The sequence below is a fragment of the Bradyrhizobium sp. CB82 genome, assembly GCF_029714405.1.
Classification (GTDB): Bacteria; Pseudomonadota; Alphaproteobacteria; order Rhizobiales; family Xanthobacteraceae; genus Bradyrhizobium.
In genome coordinates, this window is the sequence record NZ_CP121650.1 from 591,244 (window position 1) to 612,785 (window position 21,542).

Sequence of the window (21,542 nt, forward strand, 5' to 3'; positions counted from 1 at the left end):
CACGATGAAAGCCGCTGAACTGTTTGACCTGTCCGGACATGTCGCCGTCGTTACAGGCGCTGCGTCTGGCCTTGGACTCGCGATTGCGCAAGTGATCGCAGCCAATGGAGGGCGGGTCGCGATGCTTGACCTCGACGAGGGCAAATTGAAGCAGGCCGCGGCTGCCATCGACGAAGCCGGTGGAGCCGTTGAGACGTTCTGCGTCGACATAGCCGAGGCCGGCAAAGTCGAATCTGTCGTGGATGCTTACGTCGAAAGATATGGCCGGCTCGATTGTGTGTTTGCGAACGCAGGCGCGAGCGGTGGCCCCGGATACGGCAAGCCCGAAGGCGAGCTCAAGGCGGCGTCCATGGAGCTTTGGGACGCCTGCCTTCGGGTCAATCTTGATGGCGCTTTTCGGACAATGCGCGTGGCGGCAAAACATATGAAGCCACGGCGGCGGGGATCGATCGTCGTGACGTCTTCCGTCGCGGCGCTGCGCGCGTCGGCGCTACCGAGTTACGGCTACCACGCGGCAAAGGCCGGCATTGCACAGGTGGTGCGCGTCGCCGCTCTTGAGCTCGGTCCTCACAATGTGCGTGTCAATGCCATCGCGCCAGGTCCTTTTCGAACGAATATCGCCAATGGCCGGATGCATACGCCTGAAGGTGCTGCGGCGTTCGCAGATACCGTGCCGTTAGGGCGGCTTGCCGAACTGGATGAGATCAAGGGGCTCGCGCTGCTGTTGGCATCGCCGGCTTCCACATACATGACCGGCGCGATCATTCCGATCGACGGCGGAACGCAGGCCTGAGGGCCGCGCAATTAAAAAATACTCGGAAAATCAGGAGTGTATTGATGGATATCGGATTTATCGTTGACGGTGGTGCGGTTGCGGCCGAGGGAGGGGCCACTTTCGATCGCAAGGATCCCATGACCGGTCAGGTCGCGACACGCGCGCCGGCTGCGACGCTCGCAGATGTCGAGAAGGTCGTCGCTGCTGCGGCCAAAGCGTTCGAGACCTGGTCAGAGACGGGGCCCTCGCTACGTCGCGGCCTCCTTCTGAAGGCGGCTGACCTTATGGAGAGCCGTACCAACGACTTTATCAAGCTGATGCTCGAGGAGACCGGGGCGACGGCGCCTTGGGCTGGCTTCAATGTCCATCTCGCCGCCGGTATCTTGCGCGAAGCTGCAGCTCTCACCACCCAAATCACCGGCGAAGTCATTCCATCCGATAAGCCCGGTATCTGGTCGATGGCGGTACGCCAGCCGGCCGGCGTCGTCCTCGGCATGGCGCCGTGGAACGCCCCGGTCATCCTCGGCACGCGGGCAATCGCGGCCGCGCTCGCCTGCGGCAACACGGTCATCTTGCGTTCGTCAGAAACCTGTCCCGGAACGCATCATCTTATCGGCCAAGTTCTGAATGATGCTGGCTTCCCCAAAGGAGTCGTCAACGTCCTGTCGAATGCACCTTCGGACGCGCCCAAGATCGTTGAGGCGTTGATTTCCAATCCTGCCATACGCCGGGTCAATTTCACAGGCTCAACCAAAGTCGGTCGCGTCATCGCCAAGCTCGCGGCGGAGCATCTCAAGCCTGCGCTGCTGGAGCTTGGCGGCAAGGCGCCTTTGGTCGTTCTGGACGACGCCGATCTGGACCAAGCGGTCGATGCTGCGGCCTTCGGCGCTTTCATGAATCAGGGGCAGATCTGCATGTCGACGGAGCGCATTATTGTGGATCAGAAGATCGCCGATGCGTTCGTCGCCAAACTCGCGGCCAAGGCCTCGACATTGCCGGCTGGCGATCCGCGTGATCATGTCGTCCTGGGATCATTGGTCGATCTGGCGCCCGCCGAGCGTATGGATGCGCTGATCAAGGATGCCACCGGAAAGGGAGCGAAGATCGTCGCGGGCGGCAAGCGCAACGGAACGGTCGTCGAAGCCACCTTGCTCGACCACGTGACATCGGACATGAAAATCTACAGAGAGGAATCGTTCGGACCCGTGAAGTCGATCATTCGTGTCGCCGGCGTCGATGAAGCCGTGCGCGTCGCCAACGACACTGAATACGGGCTGTCCGCTGCGATTTTCGGCCGCGATGTCTCCCGCGCCCTGACGATTGCGAAACGTATCCAGAGCGGTATCTGCCACATCAATGGGCCGACCGTCGCCGACGAGGCTCAGATGCCATTCGGCGGGACAAAGGCAAGCGGCTACGGCCGCTTCGGCGGAAAGGCCGTCATCAACGAATTCACCGAGCTTCGTTGGATAACGATCGAAGGTCCGCAGCACTACCCGTTCTAAGCAAAGACCCGGAGGCATGTCATCCGCAAAGCTCTCGACAACATCCGGGTGCTGGACCGCTTGCGCAAGACGATCAACCGTAGAGCGCTCCTCGGAGCGCCTCAGTGCAAAGATGAGGCAGAGAAGGTAGGCGTCTTGTTTGGGACTGCATGCGGGTAATCACAATGCGACGCTAAAGCAGGAAGTAGGTCATGAGGCGGCCGCTCGGACAAAAGATTGAGGATGATCGATGAGGGTTGCTATTGTTGGATCCGGCGCAATCGGGCTGCTGTATGGTGGCTGGTTGCAGTCAGCGGGGTTGGACGTCGTATTCGTCACCCGGCCGGGTCGGCAAGCCGCGCTTGATGGAGCAACACTGACGGCCGAGGGGCGCCTTTCCTTTCGTCTTGAGCGCGTTTCCGCTGTTGGCGACGTCGCCAATGCGGGCAGCTTCGATGCGATTATTCTCGCCGTGAAGTTGTATGATCTCGCGGCCGCCGCCGCTCAGGCGTTACCTGCCTTGGCACCGGCAGGTGCGCTGGTTGCCGTCCAGAACGGTGTCAGCGCCTACGGCATTCTCCGCCCCCTTCTTGATCCGTCGAGGTTGGCCGTTGGGCCGGTGTTTGCGGCCACGCGGCTTACGGGACCTGCATCGGTTGCTTATGCCGGTGCCGATCGGGTGACCCTAGGGAATCCGGAATGCAAGGTCTCACCAGCTGTTGATGAACTCGTTCGACGCTGGACGAGCGTTGGTGTCACTGCTGAGATAGCTGAGGATATCGATGACGTCATTTGGACAAAGTTTCTAGGCTTCGCGACCAATGCGGCGCTGACATCGCTCGGGCGCCTTCCGGCCGGCGTCATCTATCACACGCCGGGACTCGTCGAACTCGCCAAGCAGTCGATCCGCGAAGTTGCAAGCGTGGGCCGATCCGAAGGCATTGCGATCACCCGCGATGCCGAAGAGATGACTCTGAAAATCCTTCAAAACTTGCCGCCGGCGACGGTCGCGTCGATGCGCCAAGATCTGGATGCTGGCAAAAGGCTCGAACTCGATTTCATTAGCGGCGAGATCGACCGGTTGGGGCATAAGCATGGCATAGCAACGCCGCTGCATAGTCTCGCCTATCGACTTCTGCAGCCATTCCGCGATGGTGCGCCGAAGGCAGCTCCAGGGGCTTGAGCGAAGCATGACGTGGCTAAGCCTCGATCGCAACAAGAAGGCAGTCCCGCCTGCAGGAAATAGAAGAGGGATTATGTCCGTTGAAGAACGAGTCGCCATCGTGGGCGCCGGCCCGGTTGGTTTGCTAAGCGCTCTCGGGCTTGCCCAGGCGGGCATCCCGGTTATCGTCATCGAGCGCGAAACGGAGATCGTCGCCTCCCCGCGCGCGATAGTTTATCACTGGTCTGTACTTGAGGGCCTCAACCGGCTTGGCTTGCTTAAAGAGGCGCTGGACGTCGGGTTCGCCAAGCAGGACTATACCTACTTGGATTTCGCGACCGGCGAGAAAATCGACTACAGCCTGGACGTTCTCGACGGACGGACACCTTTCCCTTTCAATCTCCATCTCGGCCAAAACCTACTTGCCGAGATTGCGTTGCGCCGACTCCAGCAGTTTCCGCATGTCGAGGTTCGCTGGGGTGTGACGATGCTCGATCTGATGCAAGATGGCAGCGGGGTCACTCTCTCAGTTGACGGCCCTGACGGCCCTTCCGAACTCCGTGCCGGATGGGTCATCGGCGCCGACGGCGCGACGAGCAACGTTCGAAGGGCCCTGCATCTGGAGTTCGAGGGTATCACATGGCCGAAGCGGTTTATCGCGGCCAACGTCCGGCACGATTTTTCGAAGCATGGCTACGCGCGCACCACCTTTCTGATTCACCCGACCCATGGCGCTATCATCGTAAAGCTGGATAAAGACGATCTGTGGCGCTGCACCTACAGCGAGCCGCTCGATCTACCCGAGGAAAGCATCGCCGAGCGTATGACCGCGTACTTCGACGTCATCCTTCCGGGAGCGCGCGACGTTGAGGTCGTTGCCTTTGCGCCTTATCGCATGCATCAGCGGGCAGCCGAGCGGTTCCGTGTTGGCAGAGTGTTGCTGGCTGGCGATGCAGCGCATGCAACGAATCCCAGCGGCGCCTATGGGCTCACATCGGGATTGTTCGATGCATTTGCGCTCCATGAGGCGCTGGCTGCTGTCGTTCGCGGCGATGTCGACAGCGCGGTCCTCGATCGCTACGCCGAGGAGCGCCGCCGCATCTTCCTCGAGGTCGTCTCGCCCGCGGCGGTCGACAACAAGCGGATCATCTTCGACACGACAGATCCGGAGCAGCACGAGGCCAATCTCGTCCGTTTGCGCCGTCTGACAGATAAGGAGGTGCTGCTCGACCGGCTTATGCTGACGGTGCGAATGCGCGGCGAGACCTCAGTAGCGTCTGAAGGTCAAGTCTCTGTTCGACGCACTGAAGTGTAGATAACGCGCCTCTTCAACGGTTAGGCTTCGAGGCAGGCGGCCCGTTCCGGCTCGTTGGCGAGGAGGTCGACGGCAGCTTGCTCCTGGGTGGCCAAACGAAGACATAGCGTGCTCAGAGCATTGTTGTTATAAGGAATTATTCTTCATCACCACGAGGCGCATATTGCGCTGCAGCGGGCCCCGTCAGACGACACGCGGAGCACGAGATGGAAGCCAGGCGCGAGTTTAGAGGCTCCGATACCCACGGTGTTCTGCAACGGTTTGGGGCCGACATCTGTGCAACGAGTGAGGGGCATGGATGGTCTTCGATTTACGCGTCGATCCAACGGGAGAATCCCTTCGAGGGGCGGTTCGAAGCGATCGCTGACGACCTCATCGTGGTGCACCGCAGTGGCCCCGTGCAGACGACCTTTGCGTCCGGCGGGCACGTCGCTTCTCGTTGCATTCCAAAAGGAAGCATCTTTTTTTTGCCGGCAGGTCATGCGTGCGAGGTGGGACTGCATGGGACCCTGGATACTCTCCACATTTATCTGCGCGCAAACTTAATTCCTGTCCACAATGTTACGCCGCTGCTGGTGGAACGGGATGTGATTATACAGCATCTGGCGCAGGCGGTTGAGCAGGCGCTTTGCGAGAATGTCTCGAATTCAGATCTCTTCATCGAGCCGATAGCGCGAGCCCTCGCGGACAGGGTCTCCGCGATTAGCAGGAGTAGCGAACCGTGGCAGGTTCAGACCGCTGGGCTGCCGGACTACGAACTTCGGCGCCTCCAGGATTTCATAGAGGCCAATCTTGAGCGCGAGATTACTCTTGCTGCGATGGCCAGCGCGTGCGGCATCGGCACAAAGTCTTTCGTTCGAGCTTTTGCAGCAACGACCGGCAAATCACCATACCAATATGTCATCGCGGCACGTGTCGAACGGGCCAAGCGCTTGATCGAGCAAAACCAGCTAGGTCTCGCTGAGATAGCACTGCGCTGTGGCTTCTCCCATCAGGAACATTTGACGCGCGCCTTCCGCAGGCTGACGGGTCAAACGCCCGGTCGGTACCGTCGCAGCGTCAACTGACACGCAGCCAGGGCCAATGCAGAAACGCACCGATCCACCATCGCCAGCCGCAGCGCAGAATGAGCGTACCGTGCGGCCTTTCGACGGAGGCGAGGCCCATTCCGTGCTGCGAGAGTTCGCAGTCAAACGCGAGGCATCCAGTGCGGGGCTCGGCTGGTCGACCATGTTCGCATCGGTTCAGCGGGAAGAGCCGTTCAGGGGACGCTTCGAAGCCAATGCCAACGCCCTGCTGGTGACTGCAGCTAGTGGACCAGTCGATGTGACCTATCGGATCGATGGGCGTGTTGTATCCAGGCACTTGCAGGAGAAGGGGATCTTTTTCCTGCCGCCGCGCCGTGACTGTGAGGTAGCGTTAAATACGCCCTTGAATTCGCTCCACGTGTACCTGCGCCCCGAACTGTTTTCCGGGTCTGAAAGTAAAGCGCAGAACTCCGATCTTGGCCTCTTGCCCTTGTTGGGTGAGCCGGAGCCCATAACGGACAATCTCCTGGCAGTGGTGGAAGAAATGGTGCGTGAGGGCGATACCTCGTGCTCCCTCCTGGCCGATTCAATTGCGCATGCAATAGCCAATCGTCTTGTCGTGCTCAATGCACGGGAGCCGAAAGCGCCGTGTGCTGTGGAACGCCAGCTGAGTCCACGTAGCGTCCGTACGATTCGTGATTTTGTCGAAGCCAATATCGCGGATTGCATCAAGCTGGACGATTTGGCTGCGATCTGCGGCGTAAGTCCCGAGTATTTCATACGGGTGTTCAAGTCTTCGCTGGGCGTGTCTCCTCACCGCTACGTTGTGGGGGTGCGCATCCATCGTGCGAAACTGCTCCTGACGGATCCAAACATTGGGCTCGCGGAAGTCGCGAGGCAATGCGGGTTTGCGCACCAGCAACATTTCACGAACACGTTCCGTCGGATGACCGGCTTGTCGCCCGGCGCTTATCGACGGGCAATGAATTAGAAAACCTCAAAGATCTGCCTTTTCGATCTGTGCACTGGGTCGTTTCCCGTAAACGAAGCCGGCAGTTTGTGTCAGTTTCCTGCAAACCGGTCCGGTTTGTGCAGGCTTGGCCACCCGGCATATCCTACTTTCACCTTACGAAGAGGCGCCAGACGCAATCAAGGCGCCGACGATAGGGAGAGACGCGCATGGCATTGTTCGATGCCGGGCGAGGGTGCTCGCATATCCGAATTGGCCAGCATTCGCTCGAGGAGCCTTGCACCTCGGGTGACCGTGCTGCGCGGGAATGTGGGCCGCTGCGATGAAAGACTGGTCTCCGCTCATCGTCGGGATCGGCGGAACGCTGCGCGACGGATCGACCTCAGAGAGGGCGCTCCGCCGAGCTCTAACGGAAGCCGCGCGGCTCGGAGCGAAAACGCAGATCTTCGCCGGGCAATCGCTGAATCTCCCGCACTACGACAGCATTGAACGTACCGAGCGCGCGACCTCGTTAGTCGAAGCGCTGCGCGCCGCAGACGGGATCATCATCGCTACTCCAAGCTATCATGGCTCGATCTCCGGTCTGGTCAAGAATGCGATAGACTACACCGAGGATCTCCGCGGCGACGCGCGCTGCTATCTTGCCGGACGCGCTGTCGGCGCCATCGTATGCGCGGGCGGAGCCCAAGCCATGGGTGCGACGCTGGGGACTCTGCGGACCATTGTTCACGCGCTGCGCGGTTGGCCGACTCCATATTCAGCAGTGATTAACACCGCGCAGAGGCCATTTTCCGCAGATGGTGTGTGCAGTGATCCGACCATAGCGCAACAGCTTGCATTCGTGGCCGAGCAGGTCGTCGAGTTCGCGAGAATGCGGCGGCTATATGAGAGCCGGCGCAATGGGCTCACGCCTGAGGGAATATCAGAAGCCGCGTCGGCGCAATGCGCATAGAAGGCGGCCTCAAACAAAAGAACGGGAACCCTAGGGAGGGATCAATGAGCAAGAATCGCATCTTTAGTTATGAAAATCTCGTTGTCGTCCTGATGGGAGCCGCGTTTGGCTTCGTATTTTTCGACCGTCTGGCGCTGAACTTTCTATCTCCATTTCTGGTGCCTGAGTTGCAGCTGAATAACACTCAGCTGGGTGCCCTCGCGGGTGGTCTGGCGCTGACCTGGGCAATCGCCGGGTATGCCGTCGGCACTCTTTCAGACTATCTTCAAAATCGTAAGACGCTGCTGGTCTGCGCGATAGTAATCTTCTCGATCTGCTCGGTAGGATCCGGTCTCGCCAATTCGTTTCTGACGTTGCTTGCCGCGCGCCTCGTTATGGGATTTGCGGAAGGACCCGTACTTCCGATCGCGCAATCGATCATGGCTGCGGAATCGTCGGAGCACCGTCGCGGCTTCAACATGGGCGTTCTGCAGAACTTCTTCAGCGCGCTCCTGAGTAATTTTGCCGCTCCTCTGGTGCTCGTGGCAATTGGGCAGACCTACGGCTGGAGAAGTGCTTTCTACATTGCGGCGGTGCCTGGCTTCGTGGTGGCGGCCTTGATCGTCGCATTTATCCGTGAACCCTCATCGGGTGCCGCTCCGATATCGGCTGCGTCAGCGCGCAATACGATACCGCTTTTGACGATGCTGAAACATCGCAACATCTGGGTTTGCGCCATCGTGAGCTGCCTGATGGTGTCGTGGCTCCTGATCCAGATAACGTTCCTTCCGATCTACCTGGTGCAGGTTCGCGGTCTGTCGCCCGTCGCGATGAGCGTTGCCGTGGCCGCCACCGGTATCGCAACGGCCGCGTCTTCAATCATCGTACCGGCGCTGTCGGACCGCTTTGGCCGCCGTCCGATTCTCATCCTGTCAGGCTTCGTTGCCGTGATTGCTCCGGTGACAACCGTAATGTTCGACGGACCTTTGCCTGTGATGGTGTTGCTCATGGGTGTCGGCAATCTCGCCATTGGCAGCTTCTCGTTGTTCATGGCCACTGTGCCGTCCGAGACAATCCCGCCGACCCATGTTGCTACTGCGCTTGGCTTCATCATGGGGGTTGGCGAGCTCGGGGGCGGTTTCGCGGGCCCGGCCCTCGCCGGGATCGCTTCCGACGTGTTCGGTCCGTCCAGCTCGATGTGGATCTCCGCTACGCTTTGTATCTGTGCAGGCTTGCTTTGCTTGATGCTGGAGGAGACTGCGCCGCGGGTGCTCGAGCGCCACAAAAGAATGATTGTGAGTTCGCCGGCATAAATGAGTATCGCCGGTTAGCTGCGACGCGCTCAACGGAAATATCAGGAGATTGAAAATGAACGTTCAGGCCATACCCAAGAGCCTGCCGATACCGGAACCTCACCTCACACCGCAGGATCTGGTGGACCGCGCCGCGTCGATGAGAACGCTGTTGAGGGAATCGCAGGACGAAACCGATGAGCGGGGACATTATTCGGACGAAATCCAGCAGAAGTTCATCGATGCTGGATTCTATCGGATCTTGCAGCCCAAAATGTTTGGTGGCTATGAGTTCGATTACGAAACATTTTTCCGCGTCATGGTTGAGGTATCGCGCGGTCATCCGTCCGCAGGGTGGTGCTTGACGTTGGCCGCTTCTCATGCGCCCGTCATAGCCTCGCACTGGTCGGAAGCTGCACAGATCGAAATCTTCGGTTCATCCGGACATTTCGCGTCACCGCACCGGGCTGCCCCCGGGGGCACGTGCCTGCCGGTCGAGGGCGGCTATATCATCAATGGTGTGTGGCCATATTCGTCGGGAATACCGCACAGCACGCACTTCCTGGGCGCGACGTTGCTTCAAACGTCGTTCCCGCCACGAATGCTCCACTTCGTTGTGCCGCGGGGGCGATACACAATTCTGGGCGATTGGGGTGGAGACCGTACCTTGGGCATGCGCGGCTCCGGCTCGAACAGCGTCAAGCTGGATAATGTCTTCGTGCCCGAGCACATGACCGCGTTCTTCGACGCGCTGGGTATAAAGCAGGATCTCTCCGATGGCACACCCGGAACGCGATTGCATGGCAACCCCATGTATCTCGGCGTTCTCATGGGTCCTTATCACGCGTCCCTGACGTCGCCTATCATCGGTGCCGCGCGCGCTGCGATCGATGAATATCGCGATATCCTGTTCTCGCAAAACACATTTGTTCCACCTTTCATCAAGCGTGCCTTCGAGACTGATTTCCAGGTCAACTATGGCCGCGCCATAGCCTTGACCGATGCGGCTGAAGGCGTGCTGCTGCAGGGTTTGCGTAAGCACATGGACTACTGCCAGCGGTGGGCGAAGACGGGCTTGCAAGCCTCCACGGAAGAAAACTTGCGGCTCTGGGGGATGCTGCAGAACGGCGCACGTCTTGCCTGTGAAGCCATCGAGCTCTTGTTCCAGACAGCCGGGTCGACCGCGGCGCGGAAGGGCTCAAGGATGCTTCGATACTTTGGCGACGCCCAGATGTATCGAGGACACATGTCCTCCCAGTACATGACCTTCGCGAAGTACATTGGTCGCAGCAATCTCGGGCTGCCGACCGGTTTTCTGGATCTCTGAAGAAAGTCGGAGGTGCACGTGACTCAAACTAAAGCAAAACCTGCTCCGTTGGTGCTGGCGGATCAGGGATTCTTTTGGACCGGTTTGGTCCGCCAGCAGACACCGAATGGCACCATCGCTGCGGGCCAGATGTTTGTTCAGTATCAGATCCCGGAGCACATCCGGCATCCATATCCCATCGTGATGGTGCACGGAGGTGGGGGGCAGGCAACGGATTTTCTCGGTACCCCCGATGGACGGCCTGGATGGGCCACTTACTTTCTGAAACAGGGTTACGCGGTCTATGTCGTCGACCGCCCTGGCCACGGTCGCTCACCCCTGCATCCGGAGGCTCTGGGTCCCATGACACCTCCGTTGACATACGAATTTGCCATGACGCTGTTTAGCGCGCCCGGCAAGCAGCCGAACAGCTGGCCGAACGCGCAAAAGCACAATCAGTGGCCCGGCTCCGGCGTCGTCGCTGATCCAGCCCTGGACCAATTCATCGCGACCCAAGGTCCATTCCTTGTGTTCTTGGCACAGACGCAACAGCTGATGCAGCGAGCCGGAGCCGAATTGCTGGATCGTATCGGTCCAGCGATCCTGCTCACCCATTCCATGGGCGCGCCCTTCGGCTGGCTCGTGGCCGATAGTCGACCGCACCTGGTGAAAGGCATTGTCGCGGTTGAGCCAATGGGGCCCCCTTTCGCCCAATTGCCAATGGGGCTGGGTGACCTCTCATACGGACTCACGGCAATCCCGATGACGTTCGATCCGCCCGTCAAAGGCCCAACTGAACTGCGGCGCGAAATCCGCAAAGCTCCGAAGCCGGGGCTGGCGGACTGCTTCGTTCAGAAAGAGCCGGCGAGGCGTCTTCCCAACCTCGCGTCGATACCCGTTGCAGTCGTGACATCGGAGGCGTCGGCCTGGTCCATGCACGACCACGGCACCGTCGATTATCTCGTCCAGGCAGGCGTGCGAGCCGTCCATCTGCGCCTCGAAGGCCATGGCCTGCACGGCAACGGCCACCTGATGATGCAAGAAAGGAACAGCGATGACATTGCTGCCTTTCTGGAAAGGTGGATCTCGGAACGTGTGGGGTCACGGCCAACATAAATTCGATTGTTCGCGCCGCCGCACTTGTGGTGAAGCAGCGGACTGGAAGGTGCGAGTGAGGTGGTCCGGTTTGTCAGCAGACCGTTAGCGCAAGAGGAGTGCGAGATGGCGAAGAAGGGATATTGGGTCGGTCACATCAACGTCACGAGCCCGGAGCGCTACAAGGACTACATCGCGGCTAACGCCTTACCCTTCAAGAAGTACGGGGCGCGGTTCCTTGTCCGGAACGGTGCATGCGAAGTGCACGGCGACGCACTTCAAGGGCGTCGCCACGTCGTCATCGAGTTCGAAAGCTACGCAATAGCCAAGGCCTGCTACGACTCGCCGGAGTATCAGGCGGCGGCCAAGATTCGCGATGAAGCCAGCACCTCCGATTTCGTCATGATCGAGGGCCACGAGGAATAACAGCGATCCGCAGCGGGGGTTGGCAACTTACGATTAAGAGCCTAGCCGGATGTGGAGACACTAATTCGTTCCACAGTATGCCGGTCAGTATCTATAGCCCTAGCGGAGCGGCTTTCACTCCACCTTCTCGCTCATGCTCGAGGAGGCGCGATGACGCCGAGGGGGGCGCGCAAGCATCAGGAGCACCGTCAATTGAAAGAAATCGAAGATAAGGTCGCGTTCATCACGGGAGGCGCGAGTGGGATCGGGTTCGGAATGGCCCGCGCGTTCCTGCAACATGGGGTGAAGATCGTTATCGCGGACGTCCGTCAATCGCATCTCGATGCGGCTGCTTCCGCCCTGAGTCGCTCCAACAAGAATTACCATCTGATCCGTCTGGACGTTACCGACCGCGAGTCAATGGCACAGGCCGGGACGGAGACCGAGAGGGTATTCGGCAAGGTCCACATACTCTGCAACAATGCAGGCGTATCGAGCATGGTGGCTATGGAAGACGCGAGCTTCGCGGATTGGGATTTTGTGATGAACATCAACGTCGGGGGTGTCGTCAACGGCGTCGCGACGTTCGTTCCCCGAATTCGGGCGCATGGAGAGGGTGGTCATATCGTCAACACCTCCTCGATGGCCGGCATCCTCGCTCTTCCCAATCCCGGTGGCATCTACTCGACATCCAAATTCGCGGTGCGCGGCCTGACGGAGTCGTTGCGAATGGCACTCGGGCCGCACAACATTGGCGTTTCGCTCCTTTGCCCTGGCTTGGTTCGCAGCAATCTCATCGACACGACGCTTCACCTCAACACGCTCGGTTCTGCTCAACCGGCGGGCGGCCCATTCGCGGCCGGCGGTTCGCCGTTGGAAGCCGGGATGGACCCTCTTGCCGTAGGCGAACGGGTGGTCGAAGGAATCGTCGGGAACGAGCCATACATTTTTCCGCACGGCGAATTCAAAGACGAAGTCGCAGAGTCGTTCGGAGAGATACTTCAGTCGTTCCCCGCCGATCGAGACGTCGATCCGAAACGGCAACAGTTCGAAGCGATGCGCCGGCAAGCGACGACGGAGGCCAAGCGCTTGGCTGCAAGCATTGGTTAGAACTTACTACGGGGACGAGCGGTGGAGAACCGAAACATCGACGTGAACCTCACTGGCGTCTTTGCGACGATCCGGGCATCTGCATGTCACATGAAGCGGGGCAAAGGCGGCAGTATCGTCATCACGACGTCGGTTGCTGCCTATTTGAACGAAGGAATGACCGGCGCGGCTTACATGGCCGCAAAGGCCGGTGCTGCGCATCTGATGCGCAACGTCGCTCTCGAGCTTGCGCTGCACAACATTCGCGTCGATGCGATCGCGCCCGGATTCATTGTCACCAACATCGGAGGCGGCTGGCTCAAACAGGCGGGAGTACAGAAATCGATGGCCGCCGCGATACCGATCGGCCGAATGGGGACGACCGAGGATCTGAAAGGTCTTGCGCTCTTTCTGGCGTCGCCAGCGTCCGGCTTCGTCACAGGCGTGCAAATTCCAATTAACGGCGGGGGAAGTTCGGAATGAGGCCTCGCCGAGTGTCAGCCCGAGCATCGGGCGTTCGCCATTTAAGAAAAGCGTTTAGGGAGAAGTGATATGAACATGAACGGTCTCAGCCTGCAGGTGAAGAGCGCGCTCAGCGGCGGGGTCATCCTGCTTGCACTAGTCGGAGGAGCTGCGGCCGGGTCGCAATACGGTCCCGGTGCATCCGATACCGAGATCAAATTCGGACAGAATATGCCCTACAGCGGCCCGGCATCGATCTTTTCGGTGCAGGGCATGACGTTGTCGGCCTACTTCAAGATGATCAACGATCGTGGTGGAATTCGCGGCCGCAAGCTGAACTTCATCTCGCTGGACGACGGCTACAGTCCGTCCAAGGCGATGGAACAGGCGCGGCGTCTCGTCGAAAACGACGAGGTCCTGTTCATCGGAGCCTCGCATGGCACGCCAGCCAACATGGCAATCCGGCCCTATCTCAATGCGAAGAAGATTCCGACGATCTTCGCGATTAATGGCCTCGCCGCCATGGGAGATCTCGGTAAGTATCCCTGGACGATCGGCTGGCAGCCGACGTACGAGGGCGAAGCGCGCATCTATGCGCGATACGTCTTACAGCAGAAGCCGAATGCAAAGATCGCGATCCTTTATCAGAACGACGACCTAGGCAAAGCCTACGTCAAGGGTATCGAATATGAGCTTGGCGAGAAGGCCAAGGCGATGATAGTGGCCAAGCAGAGCTATGATATCACGGCGCCGACTGTCGACTCGCAAGTCGCCATTCTCAAGGAAAGCGGCGCCGATGTCTTTATCAATGCCTCGACGCCGAAGTTCGCCGCTCAGTCCATCCGGATCGCCTACGACACCGGCTGGCATCCGCTTCAGCTCCTCAGCTATACGTCGGCCTCCGTTGCAACCGTGATGGTTCCTGCCGGCGTAGAGAAGGCGGCCGGCATCATCTCCTCAACCTTCTTCAAGGATCCCAGCGATCCTCAATGGGCCAACGATCCCGACCTGCTTGAATACACGGCCTTCCTGGCGAAGTATCGTCCCGGCGCGAACGTCAACGACATTTTCAATCTGGTCGGCTATCTGTTGGCCGAATCGATCGAGAAAGTCATTGAGCAGTGTGGGGACAATCTGACCCGCGAGAACTTGATGGCGCAGGCGCTGAACATGAACGTCCGCATTCCGATGCTGCTCCCGGGCGTGATGATGCAGACCAGCGCGAAATCGCCCTATCCCATTAAGACGCTCCAGCTTCAGCGGTTTGACGGCAAGTCGTCATTCGTGCTCTTCGGTGAGCTCATGAATGCCGCACCTGAGGATTGATCGTCTTCGTGGTGCAGGGCGGGTTCTGGAAGAACGCGCATTGCTTTCTTTCGAGAATCGATCATCCCGACGCCTTGAGGCAACACAGTAGCCAACAACGGCATGGTGCAGGAGCACGTGCTCAAGGCGGCCGGCAACGACCTCAGTCGCGAGAATATCGTGCGGTAGGTCCTGTCGATCAAAGACTTGGAATTGCCGATGCTACTGCCCGGCATCAAGGTCAATACCGGCGAGAGTGACCATTTGCCGATCGAGCAGCTGCAGTTCATGCGCTTCACCAACAAGCAGTGAGACCGGTTCGGCGAGGTGCTGTCGACCAAGTAGCGCCGATTTCGAACCGCATGCAATGATGTCGAGGCAGGTTGGTCCGCGGGTGCTGGCATTGCGCTGCAGCAACGATGAGAGCGATTCTGTTGAAAATTGAGGGCTATTGGGTTTTACTCCGCGGCACCGAAGCCTCGAGCCCTTGGTCTGTCGGATGCAGGCGACGTCGAATTTTGCGGTGCAGGAGACACACGGGGTCCTGAACCGCTTCCAGGCCGAATTCCGCGGCTCGAGCGAAGGGCTCGGCTGGTCGTCCGCATTTGCCTCGGTTCAGCGCGAACGGCCGTTCGAGGGGCACTTCCACGCACTATCCGACAATCTGATGGTGTTGCACCGGGGCGGCCCGGTCGACATCACGTATGTGATGGACGGCAAGTCGGTCGCTCGACACATCCCGCGCGGTGGGGTTTTCTTCCTGCCGGCCGGCCATGCATGCAACGTGCTCCTGCGCGAACCGCTGGAATCCACCCATATCTATCTGCGCTCGGACCTTTTCGCCGGCGCTGACGGGTCGCCCGGCGTGATCAGCGGCCTTGCGCCGATGCTCGGCGATCAGGACGCTGTGCTGGAGCATCTTGCCTCGGCGATCGGTGACACCATCACCGGTGGTCTGCCGGCCTCGTCGCTCTTCGTCGATCCGATCGCGCAAGCGATCGCCAACCGTTTCGTGGCGATCAACTTCCACAAGCCGAGCACGGAAGCCGGCAAGCATCCGAACCTGCTCAGTGGCAGGCAGATGGCACGCATTCGCGAATTCGTTGATGCCAATATCGATAGCGATATCCGTCTCGACCAGCTGGCGGAGCTGTGCGGCCGCAGCACCGAGTATTTCGTGCGGCTTTTCAAGGCGACCAGCGGCGTCTCGCCTTATCAATACGTGCTCAATTTGCGCATAGAGCGCGCCAGGGCGCTGCTTGCCGACGAGACCCTGAGTCTGGCCGAGATCGCGCTGGCTTGCGGCTTCTCCCATCAAGAGCATTTCACGCGGATGTTCCGCCGCTTTACTGGCATAACACCCGGACGATACCGACACAGCCACTAGGTTCCGCTGATCGCGGCCGGGGCGGTCGACGGCTCAATGCGGTCCTGCATTATTTTTCCGGTTTTGTGCAGATTTTCTTCGGTTTCGTGCAGGCCCGCCGCGCCAGCCCGCCCCTAGGCTCCTCCCAACGACATGAGATCGCCGGTTCGCCGGCTTGGGAGGATTGCCATGAGCATCGCGCTGGCCGATGCCGGAGGCGCGTCCGTTGCGACGGCCGGTGATGCCGGCAAGGGCGCGTTTGCCTATTGCTCGCAGCAATATCGCGTCCTGTTCGGTACCGGGACCTCCGCGCGCATCGGCGAGGAGGCAGAGCGCCTCGGCATCAAGCGGGCGCTGGTGCTAACCACAAGCGAGCAGCACGACCTCGGGCGACGGCTTGGCCCAGGCCTCGGTAACAGGCTCGCCGGACTGTTTACCGGCGCACGCATGCATACGCCGGTTGAAGTCACAAACGAAGCGCTTGGGATTGTGGAGTCCCGCGACATCGACGGGCTGGTCGCGATCGGCGGCGGTTCGACGGTCGGACTCGGCAAGGCGCTCTCGCTGCGCACGGGGTTGCCGCACATCGCGATGCCGACCACCTATGCCGGCTCCGAGATGACGCCGATTCTTGGCGAGACCAGCAACGGCATCAAGACCACGCAGCAATCCCAGGATCTGGTGCCTGATACCGTCATCTACGACGTCGATCTCACCATCAGCCTGCCGCCGCACATCTCCGCCGCCAGCGGCCTGAACGCGATCGCTCACGCCGTCGAGGCGCTTTACGCGCCCGACGCCAATCCTCTGACCTCGCTGATGGCGGAGGATGGCATCGCCGCGCTTGCCCGCGCGCTGCCGCGCATCATGGTGGCGCCCGCCGATCCCGGCGCCCGTCGCGATGCGCTCTATGGCGCCTGGCTGTGCGGCATCTGCCTCGGCGCGGTCGGCATGTCGCTGCACCACAAGCTCTGCCACGTGCTGGGTGGCATGTTCAACCTGCCGCATGCCGAAACTCACGCGATCGTGCTGCCGCACGCCGCCGCTTACAACGCCGCCGCCGCGCCTCAGGCCATGACTCGCGCCGCGCGGGCGCTGCATAGCGCCAATGCTTCGCAGGGCCTGTTTGACCTTGCCCGGCAGCTCGCGCTGCCGCGCGCGCTCGGCGACATCGGAATGCCCGAGGACGGCATCGCACGCGCCGCGGAGATGGCGGTGCGCAGGCCATATGCCAATCCGAGACCGATTGATCGCGCACCGGTCGAGCAATTGATTGCGGCAGCGTGGCGCGGCGATGCGCCCGCGCAGGATTGAACCTCAGGGATCAAGGACGACACAATGGCCAATTTCAACGAGCATAACCTCACTGACGAGGTGATCAGCAGCTTCGCCAACACGCCGAACAAGCGGCTGAAGTTCCTCATCGAGGAGACGGTGAAATCGCTGCACGATCTGGTGCGCCGCACTGAACTCACTTTCGAGGAATGGAATCAGGCGATCGAGTTCTTGACCCGCACCGGCCAGACCTGCACGCCGCTGCGCCAGGAGTTCATCCTGCTCTCCGACGTGCTCGGCGTCTCGATGCTGGTCGACGCCGTCAATCACCGCGAGCGCGAGGGTGCGACCGAGACCACGGTGCTCGGCCCGTTCTATGTCGGCGAGCACCGCATTACGCCGCACGGTGCCAATATCTCCGAGGGCATCGACGGTGAGGTGATGTTCGTGCAGAGCCGCGTCACCGACCTCGCCGGCAGGCCGCTCGCCGGTGCCGAGATCGACGTCTGGCATGCCGACGACGACGGCTTCTACGATTCGCAGAAGGCCGATTACGCGACCCACGGTCCGTCGCTACGCGCGCGCTTCGTCACCGATGCCGACGGCCGCTTCTCGTTCCGCACGATCTTGCCGTGCAGCTATCCGATCCCGACCGACGGTCCGGTCGGCGATCTCATCACCGCCACGGAGCGTCATCCGATGCGCCCCGCGCATGTGCACTTCCTGGTCAAGGCCGAAGGCTACGAGCCGCTGATCACCCACGTCTTCCTCGATGGCGACCAATATCTGCGCAGCGACGTGGTGTTCGGCGTCAAGGACGAGCTCGTCGCGCGCGTCGAGCCGCGCAACGAAGCAGCGCTGCCGAACGGCGAGCGGGTCTCCGGCCCGTGGCACCTGATGACCTACGACTTCCAGATGAAGCCCGGCGCAGGGCTGGTGCCCCGGCCGATGATGGCCGCGGAATGACGATCGCAACCAACAACACGACCAAGGAGAAGATCATGACCAGCAAACCAATCGAGACCGACGTGCTTGTCGTCGGCAGCGGGCCGGCCGGCGCGACGGCGGCGGCGCTGCTCGGCATGTACGGCGTCAAGCACATCTTGGTGACGAAATATGGCTGGCTGGCTGATACGCCGCGCGCCCACATCACCAACCAGCGTGCGATGGAGGTGCTGCGCGATCTCGGCCTCGAGGACAAGGCGGTGGCGCAGGCGACGCCGCAGCATCTGATGGCGAACAACGTGTTCTGTGAAAGCCTCGCCGGCGAGGAGTTCGGCCGGCTCTATTCCTGGGGTAATCATCCCTCGCGCAAGGCGGACTACGATCTCGCCAGCCCGACCCGGATCTGCGACCTGCCGCAGAATTTGCTCGAGCCGATCCTGATCGAGGCCGCCGGCCAGCGCGGCACTTCGCTCTGCTTCAACACCGAGTTCGTCGACCTGGCGCAGGATGCCGACGGCGTTACGGCAACGGTGAAGGATCGGCTATCCGGCGAGACCTACCAGATCCGCGCGAAGTATCTGATCGGTGCCGATGGCGGCCGCAGCCGGGTTGCCGAGGTGATCGGGCTGCCGATGGAGGGTCAGATGGGCCGCGCCGGCAGCATGAACATCATCGTGCAGGCGGACTTGAGCAAATACGTCGCGCACAGGCCGAGTGTACTCTATTGGGTGTTGCAGCCGGGCGCTGAGATCGGCGGCATCGGCGCCGGCCTGATTCGCATGGTGCGGCCCTGGAACGAATGGCTGATCATCTGGGGCTACGACATCGAGCAGGGCGAGCGCAAGCTCAGCAATGACGAGGCGATCTCGATCGTGCGCAATCTCGTCGGCGACGAGACGCTGGAGGTCAAGGTTCGCTCGACCTCGACCTGGACCGTGAACGAGATGTATGCCGGCCACTACGCGTCCGGCCGCGTGTTCTGCGTCGGCGATGCCGTGCACCGCCATCCGCCGACCAACGGCCTCGGCTCCAACACCTCGATCCAGGACTCCTTTAATTTGTGCTGGAAGCTGAAGCTGGTGCTCGAGGGCCATGCGGCGCCGTCGCTGCTCGAGACCTATTCGGCCGAGCGCCAGCCGGTCGGCAAACAGATCGTGACCCGTGCGAACAAGAGCATCGGCGACTTCCCGCCGATCTTCGAGGCGGTGGGACTTGTCGCCTCGACCGATCCGATTGAGGCGCGCAAGGCGATCGCCGCGCGCAAGGCGCCGACCGCCGAGGGCAAGGCGCGCCGCAAGAAGCTCTATGAGGCCATCGCCAAAAAGAGCTACGAGTTCAACTGCCACGGCGTCGAGTTGAACCAGCGCTATGGCTCGACCGCCGTGGTGTCCGACGGCACGCCGATGCCGGCCTTCAGCCGCGATCACGAACTTTATTATCAGGCCACCACCTGGCCCGGCGCGCACTTGCCGCATGTCTGGGTCGAGCATCAGGGCCAGCGCAAATCGACGCTCGATCTTGCCGGCAAGGGTCGTTTCACGCTGCTCACCGGGATCGGGGGCGATGGCTGGAAGGCGGCGGCTGCCGCGATCGAGAAGGCCTACGGCCTGCCAGTCGACGTCGTGACCATCGGCCCGCAAGGCTGCGATGCGCTCGACATTTATGCCGACTGGTATCGCCAGAGCGAAGTCGACGAGGACGGGTGCGTGTTGGTGCGGCCCGACATGTATGTCGCCTGGCGCGCCAGAGAGGCGGCAGTGAATGCCCCCGACGTGCTGCTCGACGTGTTCGGCCAGATCCTCGGCCGTAGCGCGAAGGCGCAGGCGAAGTCCGTCGCCGCCGCGTGATGCGACGCGGCGCGGATCATTTTTCAGAATGGAATGAACGGCAGCCGGCTTGAAGACCGGCTCGCCTCAAGGGAGGGGAAAATGACCAAGGACCTATTGAACATAAAGCCTTTCGATCGCCGCCGTGTGCTGCAGGGCATCGCCGGTGGGCTCACAGCCGCGGGCTCGACGACTTTGTTCGCGCCGGCGGTGCGGGCGGCCAACAAGCCGATCAAGATCGGCTATGTCTCGCCGAAGAGCGGTCCGCTGGCGGCTTTTGCCGAAGCTGACGATTTCGTGCTCGGCGAATTCAGAAAGTTCATCAAGGATGGCGTCAAGGTCGGATCACAGACCTACTCGGTCGAGGTGGTGACAAAAGACAGTCAGTCGAATCCGAACCGCGCCGCCGAGGTCGCCAAGGAGCTGATCACCCGTGACAATGTCGGGCTGATCGTGGTCGGCGCCACGCCCGAGACCAACAATCCGGTGGCGACGCAGTGCGAGCTCGAGCAGGTGCCGTGCATCTCGAGCGTTGCGCCGTGGCAGACCAACTTCATCGGCCGGCAGGCCAATCCGGGCGATCCCAAGAGCTGGAAGCCGTTCGAATACACCTTCCACTATTTCTGGGGGCTGGAGGACGTGATCGGGGTCTTCACCAGCATGTGGAACCAGGTCGCGACCAACAAGTCGGTGGGCGCGCTGTTTCCCAACGATGCCGACGGCAACGCCTGGGGCGACACCACCATCGGCTTCCCGCCCGTGTTGGCCAAGCAGGGTTACAAGCTCACCGATCCCGGCCGCTTCCAGAACCTCACCGACGATTTCAGCTCGCAGATCGCGGCGTTTCGTGGTGCCGATGCCGAGATCGTCACCGGCGTGATCATCCCGCCCGACTTCACCACGTTCTGGAACCAGGCGCGGCAGAAGGGGCTGAAACCGAAAGTCGTATCGGTTGCCAAGGCGTTGCTGTTCCCGGCCTCGGTGCAGGCGCTCGGCAAGGGCGGCAATAACATCTCGACCGAGGTGTGGTGGACGCCGTCGCATCCCTACAAATCGAGCCTCAGCGGCGTCAGCGCAGCTGATCTGGCCAAGGGATATGAGCAGGCCTCCGGCAAGCAATGGACCCAGCCGATCGGCTTCGTGCATTCGCTGTTCGAGGTCGCGATCGACGCCATCAAGCGCTCCGGCGACCCAGCGGATGGCGGGGCGCTCGCGAAGGCGATCGGCGCCACCAAGCTCGATACGATCGTCGGCCAGATCGAGTTCGGCTCCGGTGCTGTGCTGCCGTTCGCCGCGAAGAACATCGCCAAGACGCCGCTGGTCGGCGGCCAGTGGCGGCTCAGCGGCGACAAGTACAACATGGTGATCACGGACAATAAGCTGGCGCCGCAGATTCCGCTCGGCGGCGACATGCAGGCGCTGAGTTAACGCAAGCGGGCTGATTTATCGAAGGAAGAGAATGCGTGGCGTTGCTGCGCATCTCCTCTCCGCCGAAACCGGATGTGGGCGAC

Annotated in this window: 19 protein-coding genes and 1 pseudogene; all 20 read left to right on the forward strand. The window is 60.9% G+C overall.

The window, feature by feature from the left end:
• Window positions 1–4: 4 nt before the first annotated feature.
• Window positions 5–793, forward strand: coding sequence for an SDR family NAD(P)-dependent oxidoreductase (locus QA640_RS02780; protein WP_283039255.1), 789 nt, complete (start codon window positions 5–7; stop codon window positions 791–793).
• Window positions 794–837: 44 nt separating this feature from the next.
• Complete coding sequence (locus tag QA640_RS02785; protein WP_283039256.1) at window positions 838–2,280, forward strand: aldehyde dehydrogenase; 1,443 nt, start codon at window positions 838–840, stop codon at window positions 2,278–2,280.
• Window positions 2,281–2,509: 229 nt separating this feature from the next.
• Window positions 2,510–3,442 (forward strand): 2-dehydropantoate 2-reductase, encoded by a 933-nt coding sequence (locus QA640_RS02790; protein WP_283039257.1) that lies wholly within the window; start codon window positions 2,510–2,512, stop codon window positions 3,440–3,442.
• 73 nt (window positions 3,443–3,515) lie between these two features.
• Window positions 3,516–4,736, forward strand: a complete 1,221-nt coding sequence (locus QA640_RS02795) for an FAD-dependent monooxygenase (protein ID WP_283039258.1) — start codon at window positions 3,516–3,518, stop codon at window positions 4,734–4,736.
• A 206-nt stretch (window positions 4,737–4,942) separates the two neighbouring features.
• Window positions 4,943–5,803 (forward strand): AraC family transcriptional regulator, encoded by an 861-nt coding sequence (locus tag QA640_RS02800; RefSeq protein ID WP_283039259.1) that lies wholly within the window; start codon window positions 4,943–4,945, stop codon window positions 5,801–5,803.
• Window positions 5,804–5,819: 16 nt separating this feature from the next.
• On the forward strand, window positions 5,820–6,755 hold the full coding sequence (locus QA640_RS02805; protein WP_283039260.1) for an AraC family transcriptional regulator: 936 nt from the start codon (window positions 5,820–5,822) through the stop codon (window positions 6,753–6,755).
• Window positions 6,756–7,056: 301 nt separating this feature from the next.
• Entirely contained in the window at window positions 7,057–7,686 is a 630-nt protein-coding gene (locus tag QA640_RS02810) for an NAD(P)H-dependent oxidoreductase (protein ID WP_283039261.1), read from the forward strand.
• 44 nt (window positions 7,687–7,730) lie between these two features.
• The gene (locus QA640_RS02815; RefSeq protein ID WP_283039262.1) at window positions 7,731–8,978 is read left to right on the forward strand and encodes an MFS transporter; all 1,248 of its coding nucleotides are present in this window, start codon (window positions 7,731–7,733) and stop codon (window positions 8,976–8,978) included.
• Between the two features lie 55 nt (window positions 8,979–9,033).
• Entirely contained in the window at window positions 9,034–10,284 is a 1,251-nt protein-coding gene (locus QA640_RS02820; RefSeq protein ID WP_283039263.1) for an acyl-CoA dehydrogenase family protein, read from the forward strand.
• A gap of 18 nt (window positions 10,285–10,302) precedes the next feature.
• Window positions 10,303–11,379 carry an alpha/beta hydrolase gene (locus QA640_RS02825; RefSeq protein ID WP_283039264.1) on the forward strand — a complete coding sequence of 359 codons (1,077 nt, stop codon included), beginning with the start codon at window positions 10,303–10,305 and terminating at the stop codon, window positions 11,377–11,379.
• Window positions 11,380–11,484: 105 nt separating this feature from the next.
• Window positions 11,485–11,784 carry a DUF1330 domain-containing protein gene (locus QA640_RS02830; RefSeq protein ID WP_283039265.1) on the forward strand — a complete coding sequence of 100 codons (300 nt, stop codon included), beginning with the start codon at window positions 11,485–11,487 and terminating at the stop codon, window positions 11,782–11,784.
• A 192-nt stretch (window positions 11,785–11,976) separates the two neighbouring features.
• Window positions 11,977–12,873, forward strand: coding sequence for an SDR family NAD(P)-dependent oxidoreductase (locus QA640_RS02835; RefSeq protein WP_283039266.1), 897 nt, complete (start codon window positions 11,977–11,979; stop codon window positions 12,871–12,873).
• A 21-nt stretch (window positions 12,874–12,894) separates the two neighbouring features.
• A complete protein-coding gene (locus tag QA640_RS02840; RefSeq protein WP_283039267.1) occupies window positions 12,895–13,335 on the forward strand; it encodes an SDR family oxidoreductase in 441 nt (146 codons plus the stop codon).
• A gap of 69 nt (window positions 13,336–13,404) precedes the next feature.
• Window positions 13,405–14,640 carry an ABC transporter substrate-binding protein gene (locus QA640_RS02845; RefSeq protein ID WP_349253688.1) on the forward strand — a complete coding sequence of 412 codons (1,236 nt, stop codon included), beginning with the start codon at window positions 13,405–13,407 and terminating at the stop codon, window positions 14,638–14,640.
• Between the two features lie 93 nt (window positions 14,641–14,733).
• Window positions 14,734–14,931: pseudogene (locus QA640_RS02850) on the forward strand (branched-chain amino acid ABC transporter substrate-binding protein); the annotation flags it as partial.
• Window positions 14,932–15,118: 187 nt separating this feature from the next.
• Window positions 15,119–16,006: an AraC family transcriptional regulator gene (locus tag QA640_RS02855; RefSeq protein WP_283039268.1), complete on the forward strand. Its 888-nt coding sequence runs from the start codon at window positions 15,119–15,121 to the stop codon at window positions 16,004–16,006.
• Between the two features lie 168 nt (window positions 16,007–16,174).
• Entirely contained in the window at window positions 16,175–17,299 is a 1,125-nt protein-coding gene (locus QA640_RS02860; protein ID WP_283039269.1) for a maleylacetate reductase, read from the forward strand.
• Window positions 17,300–17,323: 24 nt separating this feature from the next.
• Window positions 17,324–18,226 (forward strand): intradiol ring-cleavage dioxygenase, encoded by a 903-nt coding sequence (locus tag QA640_RS02865; protein WP_283039270.1) that lies wholly within the window; start codon window positions 17,324–17,326, stop codon window positions 18,224–18,226.
• Window positions 18,223–20,052: an FAD-dependent monooxygenase gene (locus QA640_RS02870; protein ID WP_283039271.1), complete on the forward strand. Its 1,830-nt coding sequence runs from the start codon at window positions 18,223–18,225 to the stop codon at window positions 20,050–20,052. Before QA640_RS02865 ends, QA640_RS02870 begins: the two co-directional genes overlap by 4 nt.
• An 81-nt stretch (window positions 20,053–20,133) precedes the next feature.
• Window positions 20,134–21,459 (forward strand): ABC transporter substrate-binding protein, encoded by a 1,326-nt coding sequence (locus QA640_RS02875; protein ID WP_283039272.1) that lies wholly within the window; start codon window positions 20,134–20,136, stop codon window positions 21,457–21,459.
• The last annotated feature ends 83 nt before the right edge of the window (window positions 21,460–21,542 follow it).

What these genes read in the sequence shown, in the direction of transcription:
- QA640_RS02815 (WP_283039262.1), top strand. Translation starts at nt 7,731, where the DNA reads ATGAGCAAGAATCGCATCTTTAGTTATGAAAATCTCGTTGTCGTCCTG.
- QA640_RS02780 (WP_283039255.1), top strand. Translation starts at nt 5, where the DNA reads ATGAAAGCCGCTGAACTGTTTGACCTGTCCGGACATGTCGCCGTCGTT.
- QA640_RS02860 (WP_283039269.1), top strand. Translation starts at nt 16,175, where the DNA reads ATGAGCATCGCGCTGGCCGATGCCGGAGGCGCGTCCGTTGCGACGGCC.
- QA640_RS02830 (WP_283039265.1), top strand. Translation starts at nt 11,485, where the DNA reads ATGGCGAAGAAGGGATATTGGGTCGGTCACATCAACGTCACGAGCCCG.
- QA640_RS02790 (WP_283039257.1), top strand. Translation starts at nt 2,510, where the DNA reads ATGAGGGTTGCTATTGTTGGATCCGGCGCAATCGGGCTGCTGTATGGT.
- QA640_RS02805 (WP_283039260.1), top strand. Translation starts at nt 5,820, where the DNA reads ATGCAGAAACGCACCGATCCACCATCGCCAGCCGCAGCGCAGAATGAG.
- QA640_RS02795 (WP_283039258.1), top strand. Translation starts at nt 3,516, where the DNA reads ATGTCCGTTGAAGAACGAGTCGCCATCGTGGGCGCCGGCCCGGTTGGT.
- QA640_RS02800 (WP_283039259.1), top strand. Translation starts at nt 4,943, where the DNA reads ATGGAAGCCAGGCGCGAGTTTAGAGGCTCCGATACCCACGGTGTTCTG.
- QA640_RS02845 (WP_349253688.1), top strand. Translation starts at nt 13,405, where the DNA reads ATGAACATGAACGGTCTCAGCCTGCAGGTGAAGAGCGCGCTCAGCGGC.
- QA640_RS02870 (WP_283039271.1), top strand. Translation starts at nt 18,223, where the DNA reads ATGACGATCGCAACCAACAACACGACCAAGGAGAAGATCATGACCAGC.
- QA640_RS02875 (WP_283039272.1), top strand. Translation starts at nt 20,134, where the DNA reads ATGACCAAGGACCTATTGAACATAAAGCCTTTCGATCGCCGCCGTGTG.
- QA640_RS02865 (WP_283039270.1), top strand. Translation starts at nt 17,324, where the DNA reads ATGGCCAATTTCAACGAGCATAACCTCACTGACGAGGTGATCAGCAGC.
- QA640_RS02855 (WP_283039268.1), top strand. Translation starts at nt 15,119, where the DNA reads ATGCAGGCGACGTCGAATTTTGCGGTGCAGGAGACACACGGGGTCCTG.
- QA640_RS02820 (WP_283039263.1), top strand. Translation starts at nt 9,034, where the DNA reads ATGAACGTTCAGGCCATACCCAAGAGCCTGCCGATACCGGAACCTCAC.
- QA640_RS02785 (WP_283039256.1), top strand. Translation starts at nt 838, where the DNA reads ATGGATATCGGATTTATCGTTGACGGTGGTGCGGTTGCGGCCGAGGGA.
- QA640_RS02810 (WP_283039261.1), top strand. Translation starts at nt 7,057, where the DNA reads ATGAAAGACTGGTCTCCGCTCATCGTCGGGATCGGCGGAACGCTGCGC.